Origin of the sequence: Marinomonas gallaica (genome assembly GCF_001639745.1) — a bacterium.
GTDB classification, from domain to species: Bacteria; Pseudomonadota; Gammaproteobacteria; order Pseudomonadales; family Marinomonadaceae; genus Marinomonas; species Marinomonas gallaica.
The window spans coordinates 35,303-62,261 of record NZ_LTAX01000008.1 but is presented as its reverse complement, the minus strand read 5'-3'; the positions used below and the strand labels follow the sequence as shown (position 1 = coordinate 62,261).

24 protein-coding genes and 1 pseudogene are annotated in these 26,959 nt (G+C 47.3%); 16 read left to right on the top strand and 9 right to left on the bottom strand.

Annotation, left to right across the window (positions count from 1 at the left end; translation table 11 throughout):
* Positions 1-146: 146 nt before the first annotated feature.
* From AYW76_RS09440 to AYW76_RS09430, 3 genes are all read left to right on the top strand, one after another.
* A complete protein-coding gene (locus AYW76_RS09440) occupies positions 147-1,172 on the top strand; it encodes a TRAP transporter substrate-binding protein (protein WP_067218995.1) in 1,026 nt (341 codons plus the stop codon).
* 70 nt (positions 1,173-1,242) lie between these two features.
* A complete protein-coding gene (locus tag AYW76_RS09435; protein WP_067218990.1) occupies positions 1,243-1,794 on the top strand; it encodes a TRAP transporter small permease subunit in 552 nt (183 codons plus the stop codon).
* Positions 1,794-3,113, top strand: a complete 1,320-nt coding sequence (locus AYW76_RS09430) for a TRAP transporter large permease (RefSeq protein WP_197467799.1) — start codon at positions 1,794-1,796, stop codon at positions 3,111-3,113. Before AYW76_RS09435 ends, AYW76_RS09430 begins: the two co-directional genes overlap by 1 nt.
* Positions 3,114-3,227: 114 nt before the next feature.
* Here the strand turns inward: AYW76_RS09430 and fabF are convergent, their stop codons facing one another.
* Complete coding sequence (gene fabF / locus AYW76_RS09425; protein ID WP_067218986.1) at positions 3,228-4,502, bottom strand: beta-ketoacyl-ACP synthase II; 1,275 nt, start codon at positions 4,500-4,502, stop codon at positions 3,228-3,230.
* Positions 4,503-4,593: 91 nt separating this feature from the next.
* Here fabF and AYW76_RS09420 point away from each other — a divergent pair, with 91 nt between their 5' ends.
* Positions 4,594-5,199, top strand: a complete 606-nt coding sequence (locus tag AYW76_RS09420; protein WP_067218982.1) for a TetR/AcrR family transcriptional regulator — start codon at positions 4,594-4,596, stop codon at positions 5,197-5,199.
* Positions 5,200-5,236: 37 nt separating this feature from the next.
* On the opposite strand, the gene cysQ is transcribed toward AYW76_RS09420, so the two are convergent.
* The gene (gene cysQ, locus AYW76_RS09415; protein WP_067218979.1) at positions 5,237-6,082 is read right to left on the bottom strand and encodes a 3'(2'),5'-bisphosphate nucleotidase CysQ; all 846 of its coding nucleotides are present in this window, start codon (positions 6,080-6,082) and stop codon (positions 5,237-5,239) included.
* A gap of 63 nt (positions 6,083-6,145) precedes the next feature.
* Here cysQ and hslR point away from each other — a divergent pair, with 63 nt between their 5' ends.
* Positions 6,146-6,562, top strand: a complete 417-nt coding sequence (gene hslR / locus AYW76_RS09410; RefSeq protein WP_067035431.1) for a ribosome-associated heat shock protein Hsp15 — start codon at positions 6,146-6,148, stop codon at positions 6,560-6,562.
* A 32-nt stretch (positions 6,563-6,594) separates the two neighbouring features.
* On the opposite strand, the gene dprA is transcribed toward hslR, so the two are convergent.
* Positions 6,595-7,803: a DNA-processing protein DprA gene (dprA, locus tag AYW76_RS09405; RefSeq protein WP_067218976.1), complete on the bottom strand. Its 1,209-nt coding sequence runs from the start codon at positions 7,801-7,803 to the stop codon at positions 6,595-6,597.
* 223 nt (positions 7,804-8,026) lie between these two features.
* On the opposite strand from dprA, the gene def reads away from it, so the two are divergent.
* The 6 genes and pseudogenes from def (at position 8,027) to ybaK (ending at position 14,550) form a co-directional block, all read left to right on the top strand.
* The gene (gene def / locus AYW76_RS09400) at positions 8,027-8,533 is read left to right on the top strand and encodes a peptide deformylase (RefSeq protein ID WP_067035437.1); all 507 of its coding nucleotides are present in this window, start codon (positions 8,027-8,029) and stop codon (positions 8,531-8,533) included.
* 125 nt (positions 8,534-8,658) lie between these two features.
* The gene (gene fmt, locus AYW76_RS09395; protein ID WP_067035440.1) at positions 8,659-9,657 is read left to right on the top strand and encodes a methionyl-tRNA formyltransferase; all 999 of its coding nucleotides are present in this window, start codon (positions 8,659-8,661) and stop codon (positions 9,655-9,657) included.
* Complete coding sequence (rsmB, locus tag AYW76_RS09390; protein WP_067218972.1) at positions 9,654-10,973, top strand: 16S rRNA (cytosine(967)-C(5))-methyltransferase RsmB; 1,320 nt, start codon at positions 9,654-9,656, stop codon at positions 10,971-10,973. Before fmt ends, rsmB begins: the two co-directional genes overlap by 4 nt.
* A 203-nt stretch (positions 10,974-11,176) precedes the next feature.
* A complete protein-coding gene (gene trkA, locus AYW76_RS09385) occupies positions 11,177-12,550 on the top strand; it encodes a Trk system potassium transporter TrkA (protein ID WP_067035446.1) in 1,374 nt (457 codons plus the stop codon).
* A 60-nt stretch (positions 12,551-12,610) separates the two neighbouring features.
* On the top strand, positions 12,611-14,059 hold the full coding sequence (locus AYW76_RS09380; protein ID WP_067218968.1) for a TrkH family potassium uptake protein: 1,449 nt from the start codon (positions 12,611-12,613) through the stop codon (positions 14,057-14,059).
* A gap of 21 nt (positions 14,060-14,080) precedes the next feature.
* Positions 14,081-14,550 (top strand): annotated as a pseudogene (gene ybaK, locus AYW76_RS09375) (Cys-tRNA(Pro) deacylase).
* 47 nt (positions 14,551-14,597) lie between these two features.
* Here the strand turns inward: ybaK and AYW76_RS09370 are convergent.
* A complete protein-coding gene (locus tag AYW76_RS09370) occupies positions 14,598-15,500 on the bottom strand; it encodes a lysophospholipid acyltransferase family protein (RefSeq protein WP_067218965.1) in 903 nt (300 codons plus the stop codon).
* A gap of 148 nt (positions 15,501-15,648) precedes the next feature.
* Between AYW76_RS09370 and gmhB the strand changes: the two genes are divergently transcribed.
* Positions 15,649-16,206, top strand: a complete 558-nt coding sequence (gene gmhB, locus AYW76_RS09365) for a D-glycero-beta-D-manno-heptose 1,7-bisphosphate 7-phosphatase (RefSeq protein ID WP_067218961.1) — start codon at positions 15,649-15,651, stop codon at positions 16,204-16,206.
* Between the two features lie 164 nt (positions 16,207-16,370).
* Here gmhB and AYW76_RS09360 read toward each other — a convergent pair whose 3' ends face one another.
* The gene (locus tag AYW76_RS09360) at positions 16,371-16,766 is read right to left on the bottom strand and encodes a winged helix-turn-helix transcriptional regulator (RefSeq protein ID WP_197467798.1); all 396 of its coding nucleotides are present in this window, start codon (positions 16,764-16,766) and stop codon (positions 16,371-16,373) included.
* A gap of 84 nt (positions 16,767-16,850) precedes the next feature.
* Between AYW76_RS09360 and AYW76_RS09355 the strand changes: the two genes are divergently transcribed.
* Positions 16,851-17,705 (top strand): SDR family oxidoreductase, encoded by an 855-nt coding sequence (locus tag AYW76_RS09355; RefSeq protein WP_067218960.1) that lies wholly within the window; start codon positions 16,851-16,853, stop codon positions 17,703-17,705.
* A gap of 83 nt (positions 17,706-17,788) precedes the next feature.
* Here AYW76_RS09355 and gyrB read toward each other — a convergent pair whose 3' ends face one another.
* The 4 genes from gyrB to dnaA are packed head-to-tail and all read right to left on the bottom strand — an operon-like array spanning position 17,789 to position 24,046.
* Positions 17,789-20,212, bottom strand: coding sequence for a DNA topoisomerase (ATP-hydrolyzing) subunit B (gene gyrB / locus AYW76_RS09350; RefSeq protein ID WP_067035464.1), 2,424 nt, complete (start codon positions 20,210-20,212; stop codon positions 17,789-17,791).
* On the bottom strand, positions 20,213-21,307 hold the full coding sequence (gene recF / locus AYW76_RS09345; RefSeq protein ID WP_067035467.1) for a DNA replication/repair protein RecF: 1,095 nt from the start codon (positions 21,305-21,307) through the stop codon (positions 20,213-20,215).
* A 51-nt stretch (positions 21,308-21,358) separates the two neighbouring features.
* Positions 21,359-22,456, bottom strand: coding sequence for a DNA polymerase III subunit beta (dnaN, locus tag AYW76_RS09340; protein ID WP_067035471.1), 1,098 nt, complete (start codon positions 22,454-22,456; stop codon positions 21,359-21,361).
* A gap of 33 nt (positions 22,457-22,489) precedes the next feature.
* A complete protein-coding gene (gene dnaA / locus AYW76_RS09335) occupies positions 22,490-24,046 on the bottom strand; it encodes a chromosomal replication initiator protein DnaA (RefSeq protein WP_067035474.1) in 1,557 nt (518 codons plus the stop codon).
* A 528-nt stretch (positions 24,047-24,574) separates the two neighbouring features.
* Between dnaA and rpmH the strand changes: the two genes are divergently transcribed.
* The 3 genes from rpmH to yidC all read left to right on the top strand — a co-directional run bounded on the left by rpmH (position 24,575) and on the right by yidC (position 26,859).
* Positions 24,575-24,709: a 50S ribosomal protein L34 gene (gene rpmH / locus AYW76_RS18955; RefSeq protein ID WP_082856320.1), complete on the top strand. Its 135-nt coding sequence runs from the start codon at positions 24,575-24,577 to the stop codon at positions 24,707-24,709.
* A 6-nt stretch (positions 24,710-24,715) separates the two neighbouring features.
* Positions 24,716-25,111, top strand: a complete 396-nt coding sequence (rnpA, locus tag AYW76_RS09330) for a ribonuclease P protein component (RefSeq protein WP_067035478.1) — start codon at positions 24,716-24,718, stop codon at positions 25,109-25,111.
* Between the two features lie 95 nt (positions 25,112-25,206).
* Entirely contained in the window at positions 25,207-26,859 is a 1,653-nt protein-coding gene (gene yidC, locus AYW76_RS09325; RefSeq protein WP_067218957.1) for a membrane protein insertase YidC, read from the top strand.
* Positions 26,860-26,959 lie beyond the last annotated feature (100 nt).

The window sequence follows — 26,959 nt, the reverse complement described above, 5'->3', positions numbered from 1 at the left end:
ATACGTTCTATTGTTTGGTCACAACAAAACTTTAGGTAGGTTTTGTATGGTTTAATTTGTGCAAGCTTTTTGAAAATATCCGTAAAAGCCGCCATCGTCGGGGAGGACATGGCTAAATCTAGCAACTCTTTATCAAGAGGTTACTCATGTTAAAAACACTACAAAAAGTAAAAAAACATTTAGTCGCGAGTTCTCTTGCTGTCGCTTTAGGCGCTGGCGCAGTAGCAACTTCAGCTCATGCAGCTGATTACAACTGGCGTTTCGCCAACCTATACGGTCGCGGCACAGCGTTCGGTGAAATCTACGAAAACTTAGCAAAGAATATCGAAACCAATACCGATGGCGCAGTAAAAGTACAAGTTCTTTACTCGGGTGAAGGTGTCGGTACAACCGGTATTCTTGGCGCAGTAAAATCTGGCCTTGTAACGATGGGCGCACCGTTCCAATCGATGCACGCGGGTGAATTACCTGCAGGGGTTGTAGAGATCGGTCTACCAGGTGGTACTGATGATACAGACAAATTGCATGAACTGTTTTACGACAAAGGTTGGGGCGAAATCCTTAAAGAAGCGTACGGTTCTCAAGGTCTAGTATGGCTTGACCCGTACATTCAGCCTCCGGTTTACATCATCACCAAAGAGCCAATCAACTCGATTGAAGACTTCAAAGGCTTAAAAATCCGTGCACCAGGCGCATACGGCAAGTTCCTTCGTAATCTAGGCGCTTCACCTGTCTCTCTAGCTTGGTCTGAAATTTACACGTCTCTTTCAACGGGCGTAATCGATGGGTCTATCGGTTCTAACATGATCGATCACCGTGACGGTAACCACGTTGAAGTTGCGAAGTACATGTACAAACTGCCTCTAGCTGGCGCGCAAGTACTGCCAATCGTTGTTAACCGTAATGCATGGAATAAACTAACGGACGAGCAAAAAGAAGAAGTTCGTGCAGCGACAAAAACACATGCAGAAGAGCAGCTAACTAAATCTAAGCAATGGGAAGCTGAAGCCGTTGCTGAAATGGAAGCTAAAGGTCTGAAATGGTCTCCAGCGCCAAGCGAAGCTGATAAAAAAGCTTGGGCTGAAGCCGGTGCCGGTCTTTGGGACGAATACGCTGCCGCGGATCCATACAGCAAGCGTCTAATCGACGTGTTACGCGCAGAACAGAAATAATCTATACCCCCTCCAAAGGCGAGCGTCTCCACGCTCGCCTTTTTTTGTTTAAATCTCGAGGTACATTTCCATGTTATTGACTGCGATGAGGCTATATTGTCATGCGGTCCGCCGAGTGGTGGAATTCGTAGGCAAATCCGTTTCTTATGTCATGCCTGCCTTGGCGTTTGTCGTAGCTTTCGAAGTATTTTCTCGCTACTTCCTGAATAAGCCGACAATCTGGGCTTATGACTTATCATTGTTTATGTTCGGTTACATTGCTGCGCTAGGGGGTGCCTACGCACAACAGCGCCGTGGCCATATCAACGTCGACATCCTGTACAACAAAGTTCCCCCACGCATTCGCAGCTTGTTTAACTTGTTTTCCTTTGCATTAGGCATCTTTTTCTTAGTGATCGTTTTCAAAATGAGCGTGGGTAAGTTTGAAGAAGCCATTGAATTTAACTACCGCCGTCAGAGTGAGTGGGCCCCACACATGCACCATTTCTGGGTCATGATCTGCATTGCCAGCAGCCTGTTGATAGCGCAATTATCAAGCGATTGGTTGGACGATGCTGTGCATCTGTTTACTGGTAAACGCTTATTACCTGAGCTGAATGTTGACGACGAGGACGACGCATAATGATGAGTATCGAAGTATTAACCGGCGTCCTACTGGTCTGTATCTTAGTGACGTTTGCCCTTGGGGCACCAGTCGGTCTAGCGCTAGGTGGCATTGCCATGGGTGTTGGCTACATTACATGGGGCGATGCGTTATTTAACGTGATTCCCACCACGCTTGAAGGTACCTACTTCAGCTTTATTCTGTTAGCCATTCCTTTGTATATCTACATGGGGCAACTGCTAACACGCTCTGGTATTGGCGATGCCATGTTCAGTGCCAGCCAAATGTTGATTGGTAAAGTCCGTGGTTCATTGGCGATCAGTGTCATCATTGTATGTTCCATGATTGGTGCCATGGTGGGTATCATCGGCGCAGGTATCATGACCTCTGGCAGTATTGCACTGCGTCCCATGCTTGAGCGTGGTTACGATAAACGCTTAGCACTGGGCGTTATCATGGCCGGTGGTGGGTTGGGTATTTTGATTCCACCCAGCATTCCAATGATCATGTTCGCGTCATCGACGCAGAACTCTGTCGGCCGTATGTTCATCGGTGCGTTGATTCCAGCATTGATTACCATTGTGCTACTGATCACGTACGTGGTGATCTCTTGTAAGATGAACCCGAAGAAAGCACCGTTAGACAAAGTACCGGACGTGCCACAAACCACCAAAGAGAAGCTACTAACAGCCCGTGATGGCGGCTTGTCACTGCTGCTGATCGTTGCGGTTTTAGGCAGCATCATCATGGGTATCGCGACGCCAACTGAGTCAGGCGCCATTGGTGTTGTGGGTGCCATCATTCTGGCAATCTTCTTTAAGCGCTTTAAGCCTAAAATGGTACGAAGTGCAGGGCTACGTGCCGCGGTTCTTGTCAGCGTCGCCATGTGGATCATCTTTGGTGCTACGGTGTTCAGTAACTTCCATCTATTGATGGGTGTGCAAAACATGGTGGCGGGCTTCACTCAAGATCTTGGCTTACCGCCAATGATGGTCATTTTGTTGTTCCAACTGATCATGCTGCTGCTGGGGTTCATCATTGATGAATTCATCATCGTTTTGATGTGTGCACCGATCTTCACACCGATTGCCGTATCGCTTGGCTTTGACCCAATCTGGTTTGGTATCTTAATGATTCTGAACATCGAAATCGCGGTACAAACACCGCCTTACGGTTTCGCGTTGTTCTACCTAAAGGGGATCGCTCCACCGGGGATCACCATGCTCGACATCTACCGCTCGGTCACACCCTTCGTCTTGATTAAGCTTTTGGTGCTATTGATCGTGATGTTCAACCCAGAGCTTGTGACGTGGCTGCCAAATAAACTCATGGATTAGCGGCAGTTAACAACGACTCTCGCGACGTTAAAAAGCCCCTTAGATTGATCCCTAAGGGGCTTTTTTAATACTGGAGATGACGGCTTCGCTAGTTAAATAAACGCGCTTCTCACCTCATTCACGATAGCGTTTTAATAGCAATGCCGCATTCACGCCACCAAAACCAAAGCCGTTACACAATACATACTCCACCGCTTGCTCGCGTGCTATGAGAGGAATGAGATCCAAATCGGCCATGCTGTCTTCGGGTTGATGCAAGTTAAGCGTGGCGGGTAGGGTATCGGTACGCAGAGCCTGAACACTAAAAATCGTTTCCACCCCGCCTGCTGCGCCTAATAAATGTCCTGTTGCAGACTTGGTCGAGGAAATGGCCACCTTTGTGACAGCCTCGCCAAAGACGGTGCGTAGGGCGTTGATTTCGCCCCGATCGCCGACTGGGGTTGAGGTAGCATGAGCGTTCACATATCCGATATCTGAGGCGCGAATGCCGGCCATGTTGATAGCCTGCTGCATGGCTCTGGCTGCGCCTTCTCCTGACTCTGGCCCTGCTGTAAGGTGATAAGCATCGCTACTGGTGCCATAACCAACAATTTCAGCAAGCGGTTTTGCACCGCGCTCTAGCGCATGCTCTAAGGTCTCAATAACCACCAAACCCGCGCCTTCGCCCATTACAAAACCTTCGCGGTCCGCATCAAATGGACGAGAAGCTTGCTCGGGCGCATCGTTGCGTTTGGACAAGGCTTTCAAGGCGCCAAAACCGGCCAACGAGAGTGGATCAATACAGGCTTCCGTACCTCCCGCTAACGCCACTTTCGCTTCGCCTGTCTTGAGCAGACGCACGGCATCGCCAATCGCCTGAATGCCCGCTGCGCAAGCGGTGACAGGCGTACCCAAAGGCCCTTTAAAGCCATAGCGAATGGATACGTTACCTGCGGCAAGGTTGGCTAAAAAGGCAGGAACGGTAAACGGAGACAAACGCTTAGCTCCCTGTGCCTTGCGCACGCTTTCTGCATGGGTAATAGTCGGCAAACCACCGATACCGGTGGCAATGATGGTGGCCGTTGCTTGTTGGTCTGCTGCGCTTTCTGGTTTCCAATTGGCTTGATCAAGTGCCTCTTGCGCCGCCGCAATGGCAAATAAAGTAAACAGATCGACTCGTTTACGTTCCTTTGGAGACAGATAATCGTCTTGATTTAAACCATTTTCCAATTGCTCATGGCTTGGGACTTGCCCAGCAATATGTGTGGTTAACCCTTCTGATAATTCGGTCGGTAGAGTTCGCACCCCGGACTCTCCATGAATCATTCGCTGCCAGACCGCATCGACGCCGATTCCTAATGGTGAGACGATTCCCATTCCTGTGATGACATAGCGTTGGCTGGTTAACATAGTGTTCTCCACATTTATTTGCGCATGGTTGAAAACCCTTATGCTAAAGTTGATCTATATATGATCAAGATAATATTTTATGGAGAGTGATATGTCTTATTCGCCACAGCACAAAGAACAATCGCGCCAGCGTATTTTGCAAGCTGCGGCGTTGCTATTTTGTTCAAAAGGATTTGATCGTGTCACGCTAAGTCAAATTATGAAACAAGCCAATATGACCCACGGGGCGTTCTATGCGCACTTTCCTGGTAAAAGCTCTTTGTACGAAGCCGCATTGAAGTTTGCGACTGCGAAAAGCTTTTGGGCACGGTCTGAGAAAGGTAGCGAAGCGAAAGACACTCACTTAAAAGCACTCATTACACGTTATTTGAGCTGGAGCCGACCTGATACAAATAAACCCTCGCCATTAGAGTTTTTAGTCACCGACGCAGCTCATAAAGACGAGAAGGTGCGTCAGACCTATCAGGATTGTTTTGAAAATTTAGTCACACGACTGGCCACTATTTTAACTAAACGGGGCACAGATAACGCCCAGAGCTTAGCGGAAGAAACAGTTGTATCGCTTGTAGGAACCGTATCAGTCGCGCGCTCCATTACAGCCCCCTTAAGAGAGGAGTTTGTGAAGCGCGCCCGAGCGCGTATTCTGCAACGTCTCAATCAAGAATCATCCCTTACCGAGAAGCCGCTAACACGTTAACTAACCAAGATACCCGAGTGAATCTATTAAAATAGTCTCACTCGTCTTCGTTTTGCTCGTACCAATCCAAAATCACGGGCGTGATCTCAGGCCCTGCTACGATAAAGTGCCCATTGAGTAATGACTCACGCTGATTATAACGGAACGGTTTGCCGCTTGGTGCAACCAGCTGACCGCCGGCGGCTTCGATAATCGCTTGTTGCGCTGCGGTATCCCACTCACTGGTTGGACCACGACGTAGGTGTAAATCTGCAATACCTTCAGCAATACGACAACCTTTAATCGAACTGCCTTTGGGCAATTCACGAACTTGCTCGTAAGACGCTTTAAGCGTGTCTTTTAAATCGTCGGGCAGGGCAGGACCATGACTACGACTGGTCATGGCGACCAGCGGCTCACGCGGCTCACGCACAGAAATCGATTCAAATGCCTCGCCGTGCCATTTGATCGCACACGGTTCAATCTCATGCCATGTTTGCGTCACGCCGAAGTAGCCTTCACCCGTAGTCGGTAAATAAACAATGCCTAAGATCGGTTCGCCATCCACCACCAGCGCGATGTTAATACTGAACTCGCCATTGCGTTTGATAAACTCTTTGGTACCATCAAGTGGATCAACGACCCAAAGCTGTTGCCAATCTTTACGCTCTTCAAAGGTCACCACAGCTTCTTCCGACAAGATCGGAATCTCTGGGGTAAACGATGTCAAGCCTGCCATAATAATACGGTTAGCGGCAATGTCGGCAGACGTGACAGGGCTATCATCAGACTTGTGCTCGACCCCTAGGTCGGCTTTCTGATAAATCTCCATGATCGCATCGGCGGCATTGTGTATTATGTCTTGCAGTGCCTTAAAACTAGGGTGACGACTTACATCCATCATAATGGTACTAATTCTTTCGTTTCATCATTCGTGTGTCCACTTTAATAAGTAAAGCAGAAAAGCATGAGTAAAGCAGAAAAACATCAGCAATCACAAGCAGTAAGATTAGATAAATGGCTTTGGGCGGCACGTTTTTACAAAACTCGCTCGCTGTGTAAAGAAGCCGTAGACGGCGGCAAAGTCATGTACAACGGCTCTAAAGGTAAAGCCTCTCGCAATGTTGAGCTCGGCGCACTGATCACTATCCGTAAAGGCTGGGACGAAATGACCGTTGAAATTAAAGGCCTGAGCGAGCAACGTCGTGGCGCACCAGAAGCGCAATTACTTTACAGCGAAACCGCAGAGTCTATTGAAAAACGGGAGCGTCGAGCGGTCGAGCATAAATCGTTTGGCGGGCGGATCATGGCCGATCATCGTCCAAACAAGAAAGAGCGCCGTGACATCCAGCAATTAAAGCGTGATATTTTCAGTTCTGACTGAGTATCGAACTCTGAGAACGAACTCTTGAAACACTACGGGGCAAACTGATATTGCCCCTGAGTGTTCACCACCATTCCGGACAACTCCAATTCCATCAAAGTCTGCGATAAATCCGCCGCCCCTAATCCTGTTCGGCGAACCAATGCATCAAAGTCAAAACTGATACGCTCTGTACTCAGGACGGTTAACAACCCCGCAGCATGAGAAGAAAGGTTCGAAGCATCAACCACGTCAGAATCTATCAACGTTGGCACCGATGGCTGCTCACGAAGTTCTCGCGGCATTTCCGCGACGATGTCATCAACGGAGCGCACTAGAGTAGCGCCTTGGCGAATCAGATGGTTTGTTCCAGAGGCTTGCGGATCGCCCACACGGCCAGGTACCGCAAACACCTCACGGTTTTCTTCCAACGCATAGCGAGCACTGATTAAAGAGCCACTTTTTTCGGAGGCTTCAACCACCAACACACCATGACTCATACCACTGATAATACGATTACGCGGCGGGAACAATTGCGGTCTAGGGCTGGTGGTCAGTGGGTACTCGCTAATCAACACACCTGCATTATCTAGAACACGCTCAAACAGTTTTTGATTTTGGCGTGGGTACAGGTTAAAGAGCCCCGTTCCCATGACTACGATTGTTTCCGCTTGCGCGTTAAGTGCGCCTTGATGAGCGTGGGCGTCAATGCCTTTTGCGCCACCACTGCAAACACAATAACCACGCTCAGATAACTCCAATCCCCATTGCTCTGCGATTTTCTTGCCGTAGCCAGATGCGTTACGTGCGCCCACCACACCAATACAGGGCTTAGCCCAAGATTGAGTATTGCCCTGCGCATAGAAAAACGTTGGCGGTACAGCAATGGTCTGCAATAGGGGGGGATAGTTCATATCGTCGCGAAATACAATGGACTGATTGGATTGTGCCAACCAGCGTTCGGTTACGTCAAAACGCTCTTCGGCATCGTAGGGGAGTTTACCTGTTTTCAGATAGAGCATCGCTGCACGAGCGGTGTTGTCAGACCAATTTAAAGCACGTAGAACGTGATAATCAACCGATTGCGCAGCGTTACGATGAACCGTTGTAGGATCTTCGAATAAGTCACCTGAATCCGTGTCTTCTGACGCCCATGCATCAAGATAGGTCCAGAGATGGGCAAGACGGTTAGGACCGACTCCTGGGATGAAGCTTAGGGCCATCCAGTCACGTTGCGTAAAACCATTGTGAACAATATTCATGCGGCAATCCTTTGCAAGCATCGGGATAAAATAGTGGTTTGAATCGAAAAAGCACTGTAAATACGCTAAAAAATTGCGACGCATTTAACCATATTGCACAAAATTTAGCCAGCTTCATACACGCATTTTGTGATTAATGAGTTACAATAGGGTTATTGAAATTCATCCTGCTAAACCCGATGTTTTAGTAGAACAAAGAACTGATGAGTGACTGGAAAACCATATGGCAGTATTACCCGTTTTAGAGTATCCAGATCCGCGCTTACGCAAAGTTGCTGAACCTGTTACAGAGTTCACCGATGCGTTACAAGCGACGATCGATGATATGTTAGACACCATGTACGATGAGAATGGTGTCGGCCTTGCGGCGACGCAAGTTGATTTCCATTACCGTATTGTCGTGATGGACTTCTCTGAAGAGCGCGACGATCCCATTGTCTTCGTTAACCCTGAGTTTGAGGTGTTAGATGAGGAACCCAACGAATTCCAAGAAGGTTGCCTGTCCGTACCAGGTTACTACGAGCACATTTACCGTGCAGCGAAAGTAAAAGTAAAAGCCTTAGATCGCTACGGCAAAGCGTTTGAAATGGAAACGGATGAATTGATGGCGGTCTGTGTTCAACACGAGATTGATCACTTAGATGGTAAGCTAATGGTAGATTACCTTTCTCCGCTAAAGCGGAATCGTATCAAAACCAAATTACTGAAAGCACAAAAGCAGCGTGCTTAATTAACAGTTAGAAGCGCATTCGTTCTATTCAACGTTGTTTGAACTTGTACAGTGCCGCACATGATCCTTCATGAAAAATCAGGCTTCGGCCTGATTTTTTTGTTACATGAGACAAGAACCACACTATGACCGACTCAACTCAGCTAAACCCAAACACTCCGCTGCGTATCATTTTTGCTGGCACACCAGACTTTGCAGCGTCCAGCCTTCAAGCGGTATTAGATAAACAAGCCGTTAACCATTACGATGTTGTGGCCGTTTACACCCAACCTGATCGTCCAGCTGGACGCGGTCAAAAGCTCGTTGCCAGCCCAGTAAAACAATTGGCGCTAGAGCACGATATTCCAGTCTATCAACCGCTGAACTTTAAAGACGAAGCGGACCGTAAGACACTTGCCAAACTTGATGCCGACATCATGATTGTGGCAGCTTATGGTTTAATTTTACCTAAGACCGTGTTGGATACGCCCAAGCTTGGTTGTATTAATGTTCACGCTTCTTTATTACCACGTTGGCGTGGTGCAGCACCGATTCATCGTGCTGTCATTGCGGGTGACAGTATAACGGGCATCACGATCATGCAAATGGACGTAGGCTTAGATACCGGTGATATGTTGCTCAAGAAAGAATGTGACATTAAACCTGAAGACACGTCTGGCAGCTTACACGATCGTCTAGCGCTACTCGGTGGCGATGCTTTGATTGACGGTCTTGAAGCCATTCGTCATGGCCATGCCAAACCGGAAAAACAAAACGAAGACCTAACGTGTTACGCAGAGAAGCTCACCAAGCAAGAAGGGGAAGTCAATTGGAGTTTGGATGCGTCGATCATCAGTCGTCGAATTCGTGGTCTATTACCATGGCCAGGTGCCTATACACAAACGCCATCTGGGGTGATGAAAATTCACGCGGCACGCTTACTAGACACACAAGATCAAGATTTCGAATGTGGTGAAATCACGATGGTCAGCAAAGAGGGTATCGTCGTTGCTACTGGCAAAGGCTCTATTTTGATTACTGAACTGCAGTTCCCTGGCGGTAAGCGTATGTCCGTTCAAGATGCACTGAACGGTAAATTCAAAGAGCAACTGCAATTAGGCAAAACACTGGGGAGCCAAGAATGAATCAATCCGCTCGTTTAATCAGCGCCAAAATCCTCGAGCAAGTACTACTGCAACGTGGTTCTTTATCGACACAGATTGGCAAACAAATTGGCGAGGTGGACTATGATGAACAAGGTTTAACAAAAGAACTTTGTTTTGGTGTCTGCCGTTATTATCCGCAACTAAACAGTATTGCACTTAGCCTGCTCAGCAAGCCGTTTGAAGAAAAGGATTTTGATTTGTATGCAGCCTTATTGATGGGCCTGTATCAAATCGACCACATGAGCACTCCGGACCATGCTGCAGTACACGAGTCGGTAGAGCTGTGCCGCCAACTTGATAAAGAGTGGGCAACGAAGTTAATGAACGCCGTACTTCGTCGTTACCAACGTGATCGTGATGAAATTTTAGCAAACCTCACTAAGCAGCCGTCGGTAGAGTTTAACATGCCTAAGTGGTTGGTGAAACGCTTTAAAAAGCATTGGCCTGAGTCGTTCGAGCAAATCGTCGAGGCCACCAACACTCATCCGCCAATGTGTATTCGCGTGAACGAGTCACGTGTTTCACGTGAAACATATCAATCAATGCTGTTAGAACAGGATACTGTTTCACGTGAAACAGCTTTTTCAGCATCAGGTTTGTACCTAGAGTCAGCTGTTCCAGTATTTATGTTACCCAATTTTGATCAAGGCGACGTGAGTGTTCAAGATGAATCCGCACAGTTAGCCGCAAGCTTACTTGCCCCTCAAGCAGGCGAACGCATTCTAGATGCGTGCGCAGCACCCGGTGGCAAAACGGGTCATCTGTTAGAAAAACAACCAAACATCGAGCTGACGGCAGTGGAGTTAGAACCTTGGCGTTTGACTCGTATTGAATCAAACTTAGAACGTCTTGGCGTGTCAGCAGAACTGATCTGCGGTGATGCCAGCCAGCCAGCGCAATGGTGGAACAAGCAAGCGTTCGATAAGATTCTATTGGATGCGCCATGCTCTGCAACGGGTGTGATTCGCCGTAATCCAGATATCAAGATCAACCGTAAACCAGATGACATAGATGATTTGGTTGAGATTCAAGCGGTGATATTAGACGCGACGTGGCAAACGTTAAAGCAGGGCGGCTACATGCTTTATGCAACATGCTCTTTAATGCCAGAAGAAAATGAGCAACAAATGGCCGCGTTTCTTAACCGCCAAGGGGATGCCAGTGAATGTCCGCTGAATCAGTTGGCCCCAGATCAGACACTGGCATTTGGTAAACCTGTCTCACACGGCGTCCAAGTGTTTCCAACGGTCGATGGACAAGACGGCTTTTACTACTGCTTATTACAAAAGCATTAAGCAGCACACCATACGGTTCCTGTTACCATACTCTTCCTTAATGAGGAGTATGGTTCATACCTTATGAAAATATATGCGCATTATTCACACAAACACCATTAAAACTTTGGGCATTCAAGTTTAGAATGAGTTCTATCACCTCAAACCGTTTGAGGCCGGTTCTTTTTACAATGCGATGAGCGAAATAGGCTCTAAGGCGATCCATGAAGATCATAATTATTGGCGCTGGCCAAGTTGGTGCGACGCTTGCTGAGAACTTAGCAAATGAAGACAACGATATTACAGTAATCGATACCGATCTGAACCGTTTGCGAGAACTGCAAGATCGACTGGATATTCAAACGATCCAAGGCAGTGGATCTCATCCCGATGTATTAGATCAAGCCGGTTGTAATGATGCCGACATGCTGATCGCCGTGAGTAACCAAGACGAAACCAACATGATCGCCTGTCAGGTGGCTTATACCTTATTCAAGACGCCAACCAAAATCGGCCGTATTCGTTCTAACGCTTATTCTAAATACCCTAAGATTTTTGCAGATACCGCACTACCGATGGACGTACGCATCAGTCCAGAAAAGGAAGTGACCAAGCATTTAAGCCGTTTGATTCGTTATCCAGGCGCCTTGCAGGTCATGGAATTTGCCGAAGGCAAAGTTCAGCTGGTAGTGGTAAAAGCCGAAAAGGGTGGACCACTGATTGATCGACCGATCAGTTTCTTACGTGAGCACATGCCATCAATTCAGACACGAATTGCGGCAATCTATCGTAATGGCCAATCGATTAAACCAGACGGTAACACCCATATCCACGCGAACGATGAGGTGTTCTTCCTTGCTGCGCAACGGGATGTGCTCGATGTGATGAGCGAGCTACGTCCACTGGATACGCCTTATCGTCGCATCATCATTGCCGGTGGCGGTAACATTGGCGAACGCTTGGCACAGAGCCTTGAGAAAGAATACCGCGTTAAGATCATCGAACGCGACCCTGAGCGCTGCCGCTACTTATCTGAAAACCTAGATAACACCATCGTGTTAAACGGTGACGCGTCGAAGCAAGAGCTATTGTTAGAAGAGAACATCGAGTCAACGGATGTGTTCTGTGCCATCACTAACAACGACGAAGCCAATATCATGTCGTCTATGTTGGCTAAGGTATTGGGAGTACGTACGGTAATGACCATTATTAATAACCCAGCGTATGTCGATATTGTTCAAGAAGGCATGATCGACATTGCTATATCACCACAGCACACGACCATCAGCTCGCTGCTGACCTATATTCGTCGTGGTGACGTGGTCAACGTTCATACCATGCGTAAAGGGGCTGCGGAAGCATTAGAGGCGGTGGCTCATGGGGATTACCGTTCTTCAAGAGTAGTGGGGCGTTCCATTGCTAATATCAATTTGCCAGAAGGTGCCACCATCGGAGCGATTGTTCGGGGTGATGAGGTAATACTCGCTACCGGTGAAGTGGTGATCCAAGCAGAAGACCACGTGATTATTTTCGTCTCCAACAAAAAGCAGATTCCTGCAGTCGAGCAGCTGTTCCAAGTTGGATTAAGTTTCTTTTAAACACTACTCATTTGATGATTGTCCCACGCTTGCGTGGGACATTTTTAACAAGGCTACTGCATGCATATTCAGGTAATCCTACGCGTTATCGGTTTGCTCATTATGATCTTCAGCTTAACGCTGTTACCTCCGATTGCTGTCTCTTTAATTTACCAAGATGGCGCAATACTCGCGTTTCTTTATGCCTTGGTCATCAACTTAATTGGCGGCTTGGTGATTTGGTTTCCGTTTCGTAATCATCGTGGAGACTTAAAAATACGCGATGGCTTCTTAGTCACCGTTTTGTTTTGGTCAACACTGGGATTGTTTGGTGCGGTGCCTTTCTTACTTGCCACGGAACCAGATCTAACATTTACCGACTCTTTGTTTGAATCCCTGTCCGGCTTGACAACCACGGGTGCGACCATTCTAACGTCCATTGATGATCTGCCAGAGTCGATACTGTTTTACCGCCAATGGCTACAGTGGTTAGGTGGTATGGGTATCATTGTGCTAGCCGTTGCGATCATGCCAATGCTTGGTGTTGGGGGAATGCAGTTGTATCGTGCCGAAACCCCAGGGCCCGTTAAGGATTCTAAATTGACGCCTCGTATCGCTGAAACCGCCAAAGCTCTTTGGTACATTTATGCCACTCTGACACTCGCCTGTACTCTGGGTTACTGGGCCGCAGGCATGACATTTTTTGATGCGTTGTGTCACAGCTTCTCTACCGTCGCAATCGGCGGATTCTCAACCCATGATGCCAGCATTGGATATTTCAACAGCGTCACCATTGAAATCATCTGTACGGTTTTCATGGTGATATCGGCGTTGAACTTTGCCTTGCATTTCTATGCATGGCGTACACGCAGTGTGTGGCATTACTTTAAAGATCCGGAAGCGCGCTTCTTTTTCTTTATGTTGCTATCAACCATTTCGTTAGCAACGCTGGTATTGATTCTTACTGCGACGTTCGATTGGCAAACCTCGCTCCGCTACGCCGTATTTGAAAGTGTGTCGATTGCTACGACATCTGGTTTTAGTACATCAGACTTCTCCGTGTGGCCTCACTTCCTGCCGTTCTTGTTAATCGTCACATCCTTTGCTGGCGGCTGTGCGAGCTCCACCGGTGGTGGTATGAAAGTTATCCGTATTCTACTGATTCTTAAGCAGGGCTTTCGTGAGATTCAACGTCTAGTCCATCCGAATGCTGTCATTCCTATCAAAGTCGGTGGTAAAGCGATTCAAGAACGTGTGGTGTCTGCGGTATGGGGATTCTTCTCCGCGTACTTATTGGTCTATGTCATGTTAATGATTGGCTTGATGGCTACGGGTATCGACCAAGTCACCGCGTGGTCGGCTGTGGCCGCAACGCTCAACAACTTAGGTCCAGGTTTGGGTGAAGTCGCGGCTAACTTCGCTTCAATCAATGATCCGTCTAAATGGATGCTGTGTTTTGCGATGTTACTAGGGCGTTTAGAAGTGTTCACCTTATTGGTATTATTCACGCCTATGTTTTGGCAGAAGTAAGCAATATAAGGAAATAGTCCCATGACACCTGCGACTCAAACATTGAAGAAACGTAAGATTGCTTTCACGCAGCATGAATACGAGCATGACCCGAATTGCCAAAATTTTGGTGAAGAGGCGGCCAGCAAACTTGGACTGGCACAAGAAGAAGTATTCAAGACGTTGCTGGTCACAGATGACAAAGACGTGTTTGTTGCCATCGTGCCAGTGACAGGAAACTGAATTTGAAGCGAACCGCAGCCGCACTGAAGGTGAAGAAGCTACGCATGACTGAACCAAAAGAGGCAGAACGTCTGACCGGTTATATTGTCGGAGGCATCAGCCCCATAGGGCAGAAAAAAGCCCTTATAACGGTCATTGATGACAGCGCTCAGGTTTTAAATAAAATGTATGTCAGTGGCGGTAAGCGAGGGTTTGATATTGGTTTAGCACCAAGCGATCTCGCGACTGTGTGCCGGCAAACGCTTTTCTCACACATTGCTGAGCAATAAAAAATGGGGCGTAAAAAGCCCCATTTTTACGGATATAACTTACCGATTTATTGTTGATCGTGCTCTTTGTAAGGATTCAGTGCATCGTGCGGCTGAATCTTAAAGCGCTTGTATTCCCATTGGTACTGGCTTGGTGCACGTTGAACAAGTTGCTCAATCGTCGTATTCATGCCTTCAAGAGATGTGCTTACATCCGCGTCATAGAAGCGCGGATCCACTTCTAGCGCCGTCATTTCAAAGCCTTTTTTTGTTTGAATGCAGCCTACGACAAATGCTTTCGCGTTGGTTTTCTGTGCAAGTTGGCTTGCTAATGTCATGGTATAGGCTTGATGACCAAAGAACGGAGCAAACTCGCCACTGCCTTTTTGCGGCACTTGATCAGGTAACATCCCAACCACACCATCCGCGTTAAGTGTTTTCACAATTTGCATTACACCACGGCGATTAGTTGGCACCAGCTCACCACCTGCGCGGTTGCGGGCCTTAAGAATAAACGCATCCAAAGCCTCGTCTTTATAAGGACGGTACATGGCCGTCATCGGACGGATAGAGCTGATATAGACGTTTACGGCTTCCCAGTTCCCTAAGTGCGGCGCTAAAAGAATAACTCCGCCTTTGCCTTCTACCGCTTCTTTGAGAGCCTGCGCGCCTTCTCCGTCATAACACTGATTCAATATAAACTTCACATCACGTGTCCACAGATGGCCCATTTCAGCGAAAGTTTGGCCCATGTGTTGTAAACGACGATTGCGTAAACGCGTACGTTGCTCTTTGTCCATGTGGGGTAAGCAAAGTTCTAAGTTTCGATCAATAGCACGGCGTGTACGACGATCAAAACGAAGGCTCAATAAGCCGAAAATGCGTCCTGCACAACGAACAAATGGAAGCGGAAGCTTGCCAATGATGGTAATTAATTTCGTCATTGGCGAAGAGGAAACTTGATCGGACATAACACCCACTTAGTAAATTCACTAACTATTGGTTCTTGGCAAACTGGCGGAAACAAAAAAGTGTTTCACGTGAAAACTCAACCTAAGCCAACCTGAAACCATTATACTACCATCTAATACCGTTCATTTATCTGAGGCAGACACAATTATGGCCAATAACAAGCCTATTATCATTCTTGATCGCGATGGCGTCATTAACCAAGATTCGGATGCGTATGTGAAATCCGTCGATGAATGGATCCCTCTATCCGGTAGCATCAAAGCCATGGCAGCACTTAGCAAAGCAGGTTTTCAAATTTTTATCGCAACCAACCAATCTGGTATTGCCCGTGGTTACTATGACGAAGCGACATTGCATGCGATGCATGACAAAATGCTGGACTTATTAGAGGCCGAAGGCGGCCAAGTGGAAGGCATAGAATATTGCCCCCACGGGCCAGATGATGCCTGTGAATGCCGTAAACCAAAGAGCGGTATGATTGAAACCATTGAAGCGAAACTTAGGGTTAGTTTTAATGACACCCCTGCCATTATGGTCGGCGATTCATTGCGAGACCTAGAGGCAGGCAAGGCACGTGGCTGCGCGCCAGTTTTAGTACTGACAGGCAAAGGTCGTGAAACCCAATACAAAGACATCGACTTTCATTTTGATATTTACACCGATCTCGCTGCATTTGCCATCGCCACGTTGCATAAATACTCATAGTACCGAAACCGTGTAGATAGTGAGTGCTCACATATCGTTACAATAGTTAAATTTGATACACAGTAATAGCGTAATAAGCTCTTCAAAGGCCGTGAGGGCTTATTACTTTTACAGAAATCCGCTTTTTGCTTTTTGCTTTTTGCTTTTTGCTTTTTGCTTTTTGCCTAAGCTTGCTGGCGATTATTCAAAATCCCCATTAAGTTATCTTCCAACCATCCAACTAGATCAATCACTTTTTGCCCAAACTCTATCCCTAGTGGCGTCAGTTGGTATTCCACATGGGGCGGTACAACCGGGTACACAATACGTGTTACAAAGCCATCAGCCTCCAGCTGTTGCAGCGTCTGCGCGAGCATCTTTTCACTCACACCTTGAATGGTGCGACGCAAATGACTGAAACGCTTTGCTTCACCATCACGTAAAGCCAAAAACACCAACATCCCCCAGCGGCCAGTCACGTGTCGTAGCACTTCTCGGGATGGACATTTATTTGAGAACACATCACCACGATCAAATTTGATCGCCATGGCATCGGAACTCACATCAGTAATTTTTTTCATACTTACCTTTTTGTGCGTACTTACTAAAAGTAAGTTTTAAGTCTAACCTATATTCAGACACTAACCAATGAACAGGAGTGCAGTATGATTTTAGTAACCGGTGCAACAGGCCAATTGGGTAAATTAGTTATTACAGGTTTATTAGCTCGCGGAATCGCGGCCGATGGCATCGTTGCCGCCGTTCGTAGCCCAGATAAAGCAGATGATTTAGCCCAACTTGGCGTCATCGTTCGTAAAGCAGACTATACCGACCCAACGTCATTAAAAGCAGCAATGGTCGGCGTAAAGCGTGTGGTTTTGGTATCATCCAGCGAGGTTGGCCAACGTGCTCCGCAACATCAAAATGTAATTGATGCCGCAAAAGAAGCCGCCATTGAGCTGTTAGCCTACACCAGCATTTTACACGCTGAAACGTCACCTTTAGCATTAGCCGAAGAGCATCGCGTAACCGAAGCGGCTCTAAAAGCATCAGGCATACCACACGTTGTACTGCGTAACGGTTGGTACTCAGAAAACTACACCGCTTCCGCAGCCATGGCACTTGAGCATGGCGCGGTATTAGGCAGCGCCGATGAAGGCCAATACGCAACCGCGACTCGTGCAGATTATGCAGACGCTGCGGCCATCGTGATTACGTCGGAAGATCAAGCCGGTAAGGTGTACGAGCTTGCAGGTGATGAGGCATTCACATTGGCCGAATACGCCGCTCTCTTGGCGTCTATCAGTGGTAAAGAAGTGGTTTATAAAAACTTATCTGAAGCTGAATACACGAAAGTATTAGTAGACGTCGGCTTACCAGAAGGACTGGCTACGATCTTAGCCGACTCAGATGTCGGTGCAGCAAAAGGCGGCTTATTTGACGACAGCCATACGCTTTCAACGCTCATCGGACGACCCACTACACCGATCCAAGACAGTATTAAAGTCGCACTTAAATAAGACTCAGCAACGCCTTAGACAAGACACAAAAAAGCCAGAGTCAACTCTGGCTTTTTCATTACATTGCAAAAAAACATTTAGACTTAAACGTCTAAGTTCGCAACTTTCAAAGCGTTTTCTTGGATAAAGTTACGACGTGGTTCCACTTCGTCACCCATCAAGGTGGTAAACATCTGATCCGCTGCTACTGCATCATCAATGGTAACGCGCAGCATACGACGCGCATCTGGATCCATCGTTGTTTCCCAAAGCTGCTCAGGGTTCATCTCGCCCAAACCTTTATAGCGCTGAATCGTTAGACCACGAGACGCTTCTTTCATCAGCCATGCTTTCATACCTTCGATGGTCGTCACAGGTTCTTTACGCTCACCACGCTGGATGTACGAACCTTCTTCAAACAATTCATCAATCGTTTGTGACAACTCAACAATGCGTTTGTAATCTGGCGATGAGAAGAATGCAGACTCAAAACGGTAACGCGTGTTCACACCGTGAGACATGATGTCGACGACAGGTAAGAAGGTATTACGCTCCGCATCTTTTTCGACACCGAAGTCAAAACGGAAACCTGTACGTACGTCTAATGGCATTTGCTGTGCTAACGTATTCACCCAAGATTGAACCGTCGCTTCGTCGTTCAACTGATCAACGGTCAACTCTTTACAGTACAGAAGCTTGTTCATAACATCTTTCGGATACACACGAGCCAAGCGTTCAATGTCTTCTTCAACACGAATGTAATCACGGATCAGCTTAGATAAGCCTTCGCCTTGAATACCAGGTGCATCGGCATTGATGAAGAATTTCGCGCCATCCAGTGCGACCTCAATAAGGTATTGCTCCAGCGCGGGTTCATCTTTGATGTACTGCTCTTGCTTGCCACGCTTGATTTTAAACAGCGGAGGCTGAGCAATAAAGATGTGACCACGTTCGATGATTTCCGGCATTTGACGGAAGAAGAACGTAAGCAGCAGGGTACGAATGTGCGAGCCGTCGACGTCAGCATCGGTCATAATAACGATGCTGTGATAACGCAGTTTGTCCGCGTTGAATTCGTCACGGCCGATACCACACCCTAATGCCGTAATCAGTGTGCCGACTTCTGCAGAAGACAACATCTTGTCAAAACGCGCTTTCTCAACGTTGAGGATCTTACCTTTCAGTGGCAGGATCGCTTGCGTACGACGGTCACGGCCTTGTTTCGCAGAACCACCGGCCGAGTCACCCTCCACTAGGTAGATTTCAGAAAGCGCTGGGTCTTTCTCCTGACAGTCAGCCAGTTTACCGGGTAGTCCGGCGATGTCTAAGGCACCTTTACGACGTGTCATATCACGAGCACGACGTGCGGCTTCACGCGCACGGGCCGCATCCAACATCTTGTTAACGATGATTTTGGCTTCGCTCGGTTTCTCTAGCAAGTATTCAGCAAAACGCTTCGCCATTTCTTGCTCAACCGCGGTTTTCACTTCAGACGACACCAATTTATCTTTGGTCTGAGAAGAGAACTTCGGATCCGGCACTTTTACCGATACGATCGCCGTTAAACCTTCACGGGAGTCATCACCTGTGGTCGCGACTTTTTGCTTCTTCGCCAAGCCTTCAGACTCAATGAAGTTATTAAGTGTACGTGTCAACGCACCACGGAAACCAGCAAGGTGGGTACCGCCATCGCGCTGTGGGATGTTGTTGGTGTAACAGTAGATATTTTCTTGGAAACCTTCGTTCCACTGCAGTGCCACTTCTACGGCGATGCCATCTTCTAAGTCATCGCGTTGACAAATAAAGTGGAAAATATCGTTGATTGGCGTTTTGTTGGTGTTCAAATGCTCAACGAAGGACTTCAAACCACCTTCGTAATTAAAGAATTCTTCTTTCCCCGTACGCTCGTCTTTCAGGTGAATGGCCACACCCGAGTTTAGGAAAGACAGTTCACGTAGGCGTTTAGCTAGAATGTCGTAGACAAACAGAATGTTTGAGAAGGTATCAGCCGACGGCTTGAAGTGTACCGTGGTACCAGCACCATCGGAGTCTCCCACAATGGCAAGAGGCGCTTGAGGTACACCGTGCGCATAATTCTGCTCATAGACTTTGCCGTTCTTGCGAATCGTCAGTGTCACCGTTTCGGACAGGGCGTTTACCACTGAAACACCTACACCGTGCAAACCACCGGAAACTTTATAAGAGTTGTCATCGAATTTGCCCCCTGCGTGCAAGACCGTCATGATCACTTCAGCTGCCGACACACCTTCTTCTTCGTGCATCTCAACTGGAATACCACGACCATTGTCCGATACAGAAATGGATTCGTCTGGATGAATGATGACTTTGACTGTGTCACAGTGACCCGCTAACGCTTCGTCAATGGAGTTGTCCACTACCTCAAACACCATGTGGTGTAGACCGGTTCCATCATCCGTATCACCGATATACATACCGGGACGCTTACGCACAGCGTCTAGCCCCTTAAGCACCTTGATACTGGACGAATCGTAATTATTTTCACTCATTTAACTCTCCTGTGCGTTTGGGGACAATTCGCCTTGTCTCATGGAGAAGTGACGAACATCTATCTGATCAGACCAAGTAAAGTCCATACTATCTGGCCCAACGCTTGTAATAAAAATTTGGCTATCCAGAGATTCCAGCAGCTGACAGAGCTTGCGGCGGTGATTAGCGTCCAGTTCAGCGGGTAAATCGTCGACTAAAAACACTAACTGTCTACCACGCTCAATCAGCAATTGCCCTTGGGCAATTTTTAACGCCGAGACCACCAGCTTTTGTTGGCCGCGAGACAACGTATCGAGTGCATCCCCTGTCGGGGTTTTAACTCGTAAATCGGCCCGTTGAGGTCCGGTGTTGGTGTAACCAACATCTATATCTCGCTGATAACTGTGTTCAACGGCTTCTGCTAAGGAACGCTGTGCGTCCCAACCTTGAAAGAACGTTAAATGCACATCAAGATCTGGTGCGAGCTGCTGTAATACGCTTTCAAAATGCGGCGTTAGCGCGGCCACATACGCTTTACGCGTATGATTGACTTGCTCACCTAAGCGGATCAACTCTTGATCAAACGCCGCCAGTAAATTGGCAGATATTTTACCACGTCTGAGCACGCTATTCCGCTGTTTTAACGCTTTTTGCCACCCACGCCAGGCATTTATAAACTGCCCATCAAAATGGAACACCCCCCAGTCGACAAATTGGCGTCGAATCTTAGGTGAGCCCTCCAATAAACGGAACGCATCTGGGTTAATTAGCTGGACGGGTAAACATTCGGCTAATTCTATGGCTGACTGTGCGGCACGACCTTGAATACGCACTTCGACTTGGCCATCACGACCACGTTTGATACCGACGGGTAACTGCTGAGTACCTTGATCAACTTGCGCAAACACAACACATTCCGGCTGTTCATACTGGATGTAAGTTTTGTGCTTATGACTGCGGAACGAACGTCCAAAGGACAATAAATAGATCGCTTCCAGTATCGAGGTTTTACCGCTGCCATTTTCCCCGACAATGATGTTCACCTGAGGGGACGGTTCAAAGCGCACATGGGTAAGGTTACGAAGACGAGAAATGTCGAGACGAGCCAGTGGCATAGGGGTCTTATAAAGTAAGAAGAGGGCGCGAGCGCACCCTCTTTATTGGGTTTACAGTCGCATTGGCATCACAACGTACTGCGATGCATGGCCTTGACCTTCTTCGATCAAAGCACTGCTGTTGGAGTCATTCAAAGAAATACGCACTTCTTGAGAATTGACAACGCCCAGCACATCGAGCAAGTAACCGACGTTAAAGCCAACCTCAAGGTTATCACCTTGGTACTGAACCAGTACGGATTCTTCGGCTTCTTCTTGCTCTGGGTTGTTAGCAAACACTTGCAACATGCCATTGGACAGAATCAAACGCACACCACGGTATTTCTCGTTCGATAAAATCGACGCACGCAAGAAGACTTGGCGTAGCTCAAGGCGATCTGCCGTGACCGTTTTCTCGTTATTACGTGGAATAACGCGATGATAATCAGGGAACTTGCCGTCAACAAGCTTCGATGTGAAGGTATAATCGCCGACGTTAGCACGAATATGATTCGAGCCAATGGTCAATTCAACTTCGTCCTCTGAGTCGTTCAGTAGACGGTTCAATTCCAACACACCTTTACGCGGTACGATAACTTGCGTCAGATCACCTTGTACGTGAGCATCTTCAACCGCCGTCGCCAGTCGGTGACCGTCTGTTGCCACCGCGCGAAGTTGGCCATCTGCCACTTCAAACAGCATACCGTTTAGGTAATAACGTACGTCTTGGTTTGCCATAGCAAAGCCAGTGCGATCAATCAGCTTACGTACATTTCCTTGTGGGATCTTCACCACAAGTTCGCCTTGCATATCCTGAATGTTTGGAAACTCTTCCGCAGGCAAGGTAGATAAACTGAAGCGTGAACGGCCAGAACGGATCACGGCTTTTGACTCATCAACTGAGAATTCGATCACAGCACTGTCAGGCAAGCTTTTACAAATGTCCATTAACTTACGAGCAGGGACGGTGATGCGGCCTTCTTCGCACTCATCTAGCTGCGCACGACCTACCAGTTCCACCTCAAGGTCTGAACCCGTCAATGTCAGAGTTTGATCTTTTACTTCCACCAACACATTGGCTAATACTGGCATCGTTTGTTTACGCTCAACCACACCAGCTACTAATTGTAGCGGTTTAAGGAGCGTTTCGCGGACGACTGAAAATTTCATTCTTTTCCTCGTTAATTCAAAGTCTTAGACCAATTAGGTGGTCAGAATGCGCATCAATTGCTTGTAGTCTTCACGGATATCCGAATCCGTATCCTGCAGCTCTTTTATCTTACGAATCGCGTGCAGCGCCGTCGTATGATCTCGACCACCAAAGGCATCGCCGATTTCCGGCAAACTGTGGTTGGTCAGCTCTTTGGCCAACGACATAGCGACTTGACGCGGACGAGCAACGGATCGACTGCGACGTTTAGACAGCAGGTCACTGATCTTAATTTTGTAATATTCGGCGACAATACGCTGAATATTATCAATGTTCACTAACTTGTCCTGCAAGGCCAATAAGTCTTTTAATGACTCGCGCACAAAGTCGGGCGTGATGGAACGTCCGGTAAAATGAGAATTGGCAATCACTCGCTTTAAAGCGCCTTCTAATTCTCGCACATTCGAGCGTATTTTTTGCGCTATAAAGAATGCCGAATCATAAGACAGTTTAACACCGCTTTCTTCCGCTTTACGCATCAAAATCGCCACACGAGTTTCAAGTTCCGGCGGCTCTATCGCTACTGTTAGACCCCAACCAAAGCGCGACTTCAAACGATCCTCTAAACCTTGAATCTCTTTTGGGTAACGGTCGCAAGTCAAAATCATCTGCTGACCGCCTTCAAGCAAAGCATTAAAGGTATGGAAAAACTCTTCCTGAGTTCGATCCTTACCAGCAAAGAATTGAATATCGTCGATTAAAAGGGCGTCAACAGAACGGTAATAGCGTTTAAAATCATTAATTGCGTTGAGTTGCAACGCTTTTACCATATCCGCCACGAAACGTTCCGAATGCAAATACACAACTTTGGCATTGGGATTATGACGCATTAGTTCTGTGCCCACGGCTTGCATTAAGTGGGTTTTACCTAAACCCACACCACCGTAAATAAACAGCGGATTGTAAGCGCCCCCTGGATTTTCAGCCACTTGTTGCGCGGCCGCATGAGCAAGTTGGTTCGACTTACCTTCGACAAAGTTCTCAAAGGTAAACGAGTTATTTAAATTGGCGCCGTGATTAATGCCCCCTTCAACTTCAACCTTACGATTAGGCGGGGTAAGCGGCAATTGACCTTGTTCATAAGGCTCCGGTTCAGGGCGAACATAATTGTCGCCTAAACTAAGCGGTGCCTCGAATTCGATTTCTGGGCCGTCGCGATCGTTATGGTCCATCAAGCTAAAACCAGGGCTATAACCTGATTCAAACACAGGTTCCGAATGAGACCCTGAACGTGGTGCAGGCTCCGGGGCTTTGGCCGCTGGCGGTTGTTGGGGTGGCGGCGGAGTAGGGTTGACGAAATTATTTTGGCGTACCGCCAAGACTAGGCTTGGCGCTGGCTCATTTCCCGCAAACTCAGACAACAACTCTTTGATGCGCGCTTGGTACTTATTCGTTACCCAATCGAGCACAAAACGATTTGGAGCATACAGGCACAGATCCCCATTAGACTCGGCTTGCGCTTGCAGCGGACGAATCCAGGTATTGAACTGTGATGTGGAAAACTCTTCCTGCAAGGTAACAAGACAGCGCTCCCAATACTGCAAAGACACGATAAACGCTCTCCTTGATTGAGTTTTAAATTCGACAAATTTTAAGCAAGAGGGGGATTTTAGCGTGAGCATTCGCAGTTATCCACAAAAAATGCAGTATCTAGCTCAAATCATAAAAAATAAAAAAATGTTAACAACAGGAAGACTTATGCACAGCAGTGAATGAACCGTATCTAGTGTGCATAAAATACCTACTTACCCACATATTAACAGCGGCTTTAGAATATTTTTATCAACAGGTATTTCGTCACTCAACTATTTGTTAACAAAACAATTTATATGGTTCACATAATGCTATGTGCATAACTATTAGAGCGAAAATTATTTTTTACGCACATCTTCGGTATAACGCTGTGCATAAGTTATTGAAGCATTGGTGGTTAATTTATTTACAGAAAAGCGTCTGTGCTGGATTGAATTGTGCCGGTAAACCCTCTAAAATCCGCGCCCTGATTTTGTAATCAAACCAAGAGGCTTGGCGGACGCTAACCCTCACACTCAGAACACTGATTCAGTGAGAGAATTGAAATGAAAAGAACTTTCCAACCTAGCGTACTAAAACGTAAACGCGCACACGGTTTCCGTGCTCGCTCGGCAACAAAAAACGGTCGTAAAGTATTGGCGGCTCGCCGTGCTCGCGGTCGCAAGGTTCTAAGCGCGTAATCTTTGATGACACGCTTTATGTTTCCCCGGCAGGTCAGGCTCCTGAATGCCGGGGACTACCAATCCGTCTTTAATGACACCTCCTCCAAAGTCTTTGCTGGCGAATTTCTCTTACTAGCTCGAAAACACGAAGGTCAGGCACGTCTTGGCTTAATAGTGTCCAAGAAAACAGACAAGAGAGCCGTAGGCCGTAACCGCATCAAACGCGTGGTACGCGATTCCTTCCGTCACCAGAAAGACCTGTTAAATGGTTTAGATATCATTTTTCTAGCTCGCCACGGCATTCGCGATGTAGATAACCCAGATTTGCACAAACGCTTAGAAAAAGCGTGGAAGCAACTGGCCAAGAAAGCCCAAAAGCCAAATTTTGAGCAAAAACAACGCAAGACATCGCAGAAATAGGCTGAAAAATCAGCTAAAGGCTGGTTTAATACGGCGTGATTTTAAAACGGGTGTTTTCACCTCCATCGTCCAACCAAAGAAACTAGTTGAATACCATGGATTTCAGACGTTACTTATTATGGGGAGCTCTGTTTGTCAGTGGCTACCTGCTGTTCCTGCAGTGGAACCAAGACTATGGCACAGCTGCAACAGCACAATCTGCAAGCACGCCAAGTGAAACGGTTGTAGCAACTAATGCAGATTCCGATCTTCCAAGCGCGAACTCGATTACCCAAGCGGCGAGCAATGCGGATATTCCAGATCAAGCAACACCTGTTGCTCAAGGCCAACTGATTCACGTTAAGACCGATACTCTTGATGTGGCAATCAACCCTTTGGGTGGCGATTTGGTTGAAGCCTCTTTGTTGCAATACATGAAAACCAATAATGGCACAGAGCCATTTGTGATTTTAGATAATGGCGGTGAACGCCTTTATGTCACGCAAAGTGGTTTGATTGGACGCGACGGCCCAGATGCAAGCGGCACTCGACCAACATACAGTGCAGAGCAAACGTCTTACACCCTTGAAGAGGGTGATAACACACTGGATGTGAACCTTTACTACACGGATGACAAAGGCATTAGCTACACTAAAACCTTCGTTTTCACACGCGGCGCTTACAGCATCCGTCAGTTGATTACCGTAAACAACACCAGCTCTGAAACATGGCGCGGTAATCAGTTTGCGCAAATCAAACGTGATAACAGTGAAGACCCTAGCACAGCAACAAATATGGGCTTGCAACCATTTATCGGTGGTGCAATCTCTAATGAAGAAAACCCATACGATAAAATTTCGTTCGATGACATGGCGGAAAATCCAGTTAAGTCAACAACAACGAAAGGTTGGGTAGCATTGCTGCAACACTACTTCGTATCGGCTTGGATTCCGGAGCAAGGTCAAAAAGTGACGCTGCAAGCGCGTACGAACAATGGCTTTAACCTAATTGGTTTCACAGGTTCTGCTGTCGAAGTACCACCGGGTCAGCAAGGCACGCTAAGTTCGACTTTCTACGTGGGACCTAAACTGCAAGATCAATTAGCCGCAACGGCTGAAAACCTAGACTTAACCGTAGATTACGGCTGGTTATGGTGGTTAGCACAACCGTTGTTCTGGTTATTAACGGCGATTCAATCGGTTGTTATTAACTGGGGTGTGGCGATTATCTTGATCGTAGTCTGTGTGAAGGCATTGTTCTTCAAACTGTCTGCAGCAAGTTACCGCTCTATGGCGAAAATGCGTAAATTTGGTCCTGAGCTTGCTCGCCTTCGTGAACAGCACGGTGATGATCGACAAGCCATGTCCCAGGCGATGATGGCCCTGTATAAGAAAGAGAAGATCAACCCTCTGGGTGGCTGTCTTCCTATTCTGGTACAAATGCCAGTATTCCTATCCCTTTACTGGGTATTGATGGAATCGGTAGAGCTACGCCACGCGCCATTTATGCTATGGATCACTGACCTGTCAGCAATGGATCCATACTTTGTACTGCCGATCCTAATGGGTCTGAGTATGCTAGGTCAGCAAGCGCTGAATCCAACGCCTCCAGATCCAATGCAAGCGCGCATCATGAAGATTATGCCGATCGCATTTACGTTCTTCTTCTTGTGGTTCCCGTCTGGTCTTGTACTGTACTGGGTTGTGAACAACACGCTTTCGATCATCCAGCAATACGTGATCACTAAGAACATAGAGAAAAACGGCTAGTTATTTACCGTCATTCCATTGTTAAAAAAGGCTTCCTACGGGAAGCCTTTTTGTTATTAAAGTCTTACACTAAGCATATTATTTTTATCGTTTATACAGG

Coding starts and splice junctions, on each gene's coding strand:
- trkA (WP_067035446.1), top strand. CDS start 11,177: ATGAAGATCATAATTATTGGCGCTGGCCAAGTTGGTGCGACGCTTGCT.
- yidC (WP_067218957.1), top strand. CDS start 25,207: ATGGATTTCAGACGTTACTTATTATGGGGAGCTCTGTTTGTCAGTGGC.
- AYW76_RS09430 (WP_197467799.1), top strand. CDS start 1,794: ATGATGAGTATCGAAGTATTAACCGGCGTCCTACTGGTCTGTATCTTA.
- AYW76_RS09420 (WP_067218982.1), top strand. CDS start 4,594: ATGTCTTATTCGCCACAGCACAAAGAACAATCGCGCCAGCGTATTTTG.
- hslR (WP_067035431.1), top strand. CDS start 6,146: ATGAGTAAAGCAGAAAAACATCAGCAATCACAAGCAGTAAGATTAGAT.
- rpmH (WP_082856320.1), top strand. CDS start 24,575: ATGAAAAGAACTTTCCAACCTAGCGTACTAAAACGTAAACGCGCACAC.
- gyrB (WP_067035464.1), bottom strand. CDS start 20,212: ATGAGTGAAAATAATTACGATTCGTCCAGTATCAAGGTGCTTAAGGGG.
- gmhB (WP_067218961.1), top strand. CDS start 15,649: ATGGCCAATAACAAGCCTATTATCATTCTTGATCGCGATGGCGTCATT.
- AYW76_RS09440 (WP_067218995.1), top strand. CDS start 147: ATGTTAAAAACACTACAAAAAGTAAAAAAACATTTAGTCGCGAGTTCT.
- cysQ (WP_067218979.1), bottom strand. CDS start 6,082: ATGATGGATGTAAGTCGTCACCCTAGTTTTAAGGCACTGCAAGACATA.
- rnpA (WP_067035478.1), top strand. CDS start 24,716: ATGACACGCTTTATGTTTCCCCGGCAGGTCAGGCTCCTGAATGCCGGG.
- rsmB (WP_067218972.1), top strand. CDS start 9,654: ATGAATCAATCCGCTCGTTTAATCAGCGCCAAAATCCTCGAGCAAGTA.
- dprA (WP_067218976.1), bottom strand. CDS start 7,803: ATGAATATTGTTCACAATGGTTTTACGCAACGTGACTGGATGGCCCTA.
- AYW76_RS09355 (WP_067218960.1), top strand. CDS start 16,851: ATGATTTTAGTAACCGGTGCAACAGGCCAATTGGGTAAATTAGTTATT.
- def (WP_067035437.1), top strand. CDS start 8,027: ATGGCAGTATTACCCGTTTTAGAGTATCCAGATCCGCGCTTACGCAAA.
- fmt (WP_067035440.1), top strand. CDS start 8,659: ATGACCGACTCAACTCAGCTAAACCCAAACACTCCGCTGCGTATCATT.
- AYW76_RS09380 (WP_067218968.1), top strand. CDS start 12,611: ATGCATATTCAGGTAATCCTACGCGTTATCGGTTTGCTCATTATGATC.
- fabF (WP_067218986.1), bottom strand. CDS start 4,502: ATGTTAACCAGCCAACGCTATGTCATCACAGGAATGGGAATCGTCTCA.
- AYW76_RS09370 (WP_067218965.1), bottom strand. CDS start 15,500: ATGTCCGATCAAGTTTCCTCTTCGCCAATGACGAAATTAATTACCATC.
- AYW76_RS09360 (WP_197467798.1), bottom strand. CDS start 16,766: ATGAAAAAAATTACTGATGTGAGTTCCGATGCCATGGCGATCAAATTT.
- recF (WP_067035467.1), bottom strand. CDS start 21,307: ATGCCACTGGCTCGTCTCGACATTTCTCGTCTTCGTAACCTTACCCAT.
- AYW76_RS09435 (WP_067218990.1), top strand. CDS start 1,243: ATGTTATTGACTGCGATGAGGCTATATTGTCATGCGGTCCGCCGAGTG.
- dnaN (WP_067035471.1), bottom strand. CDS start 22,456: ATGAAATTTTCAGTCGTCCGCGAAACGCTCCTTAAACCGCTACAATTA.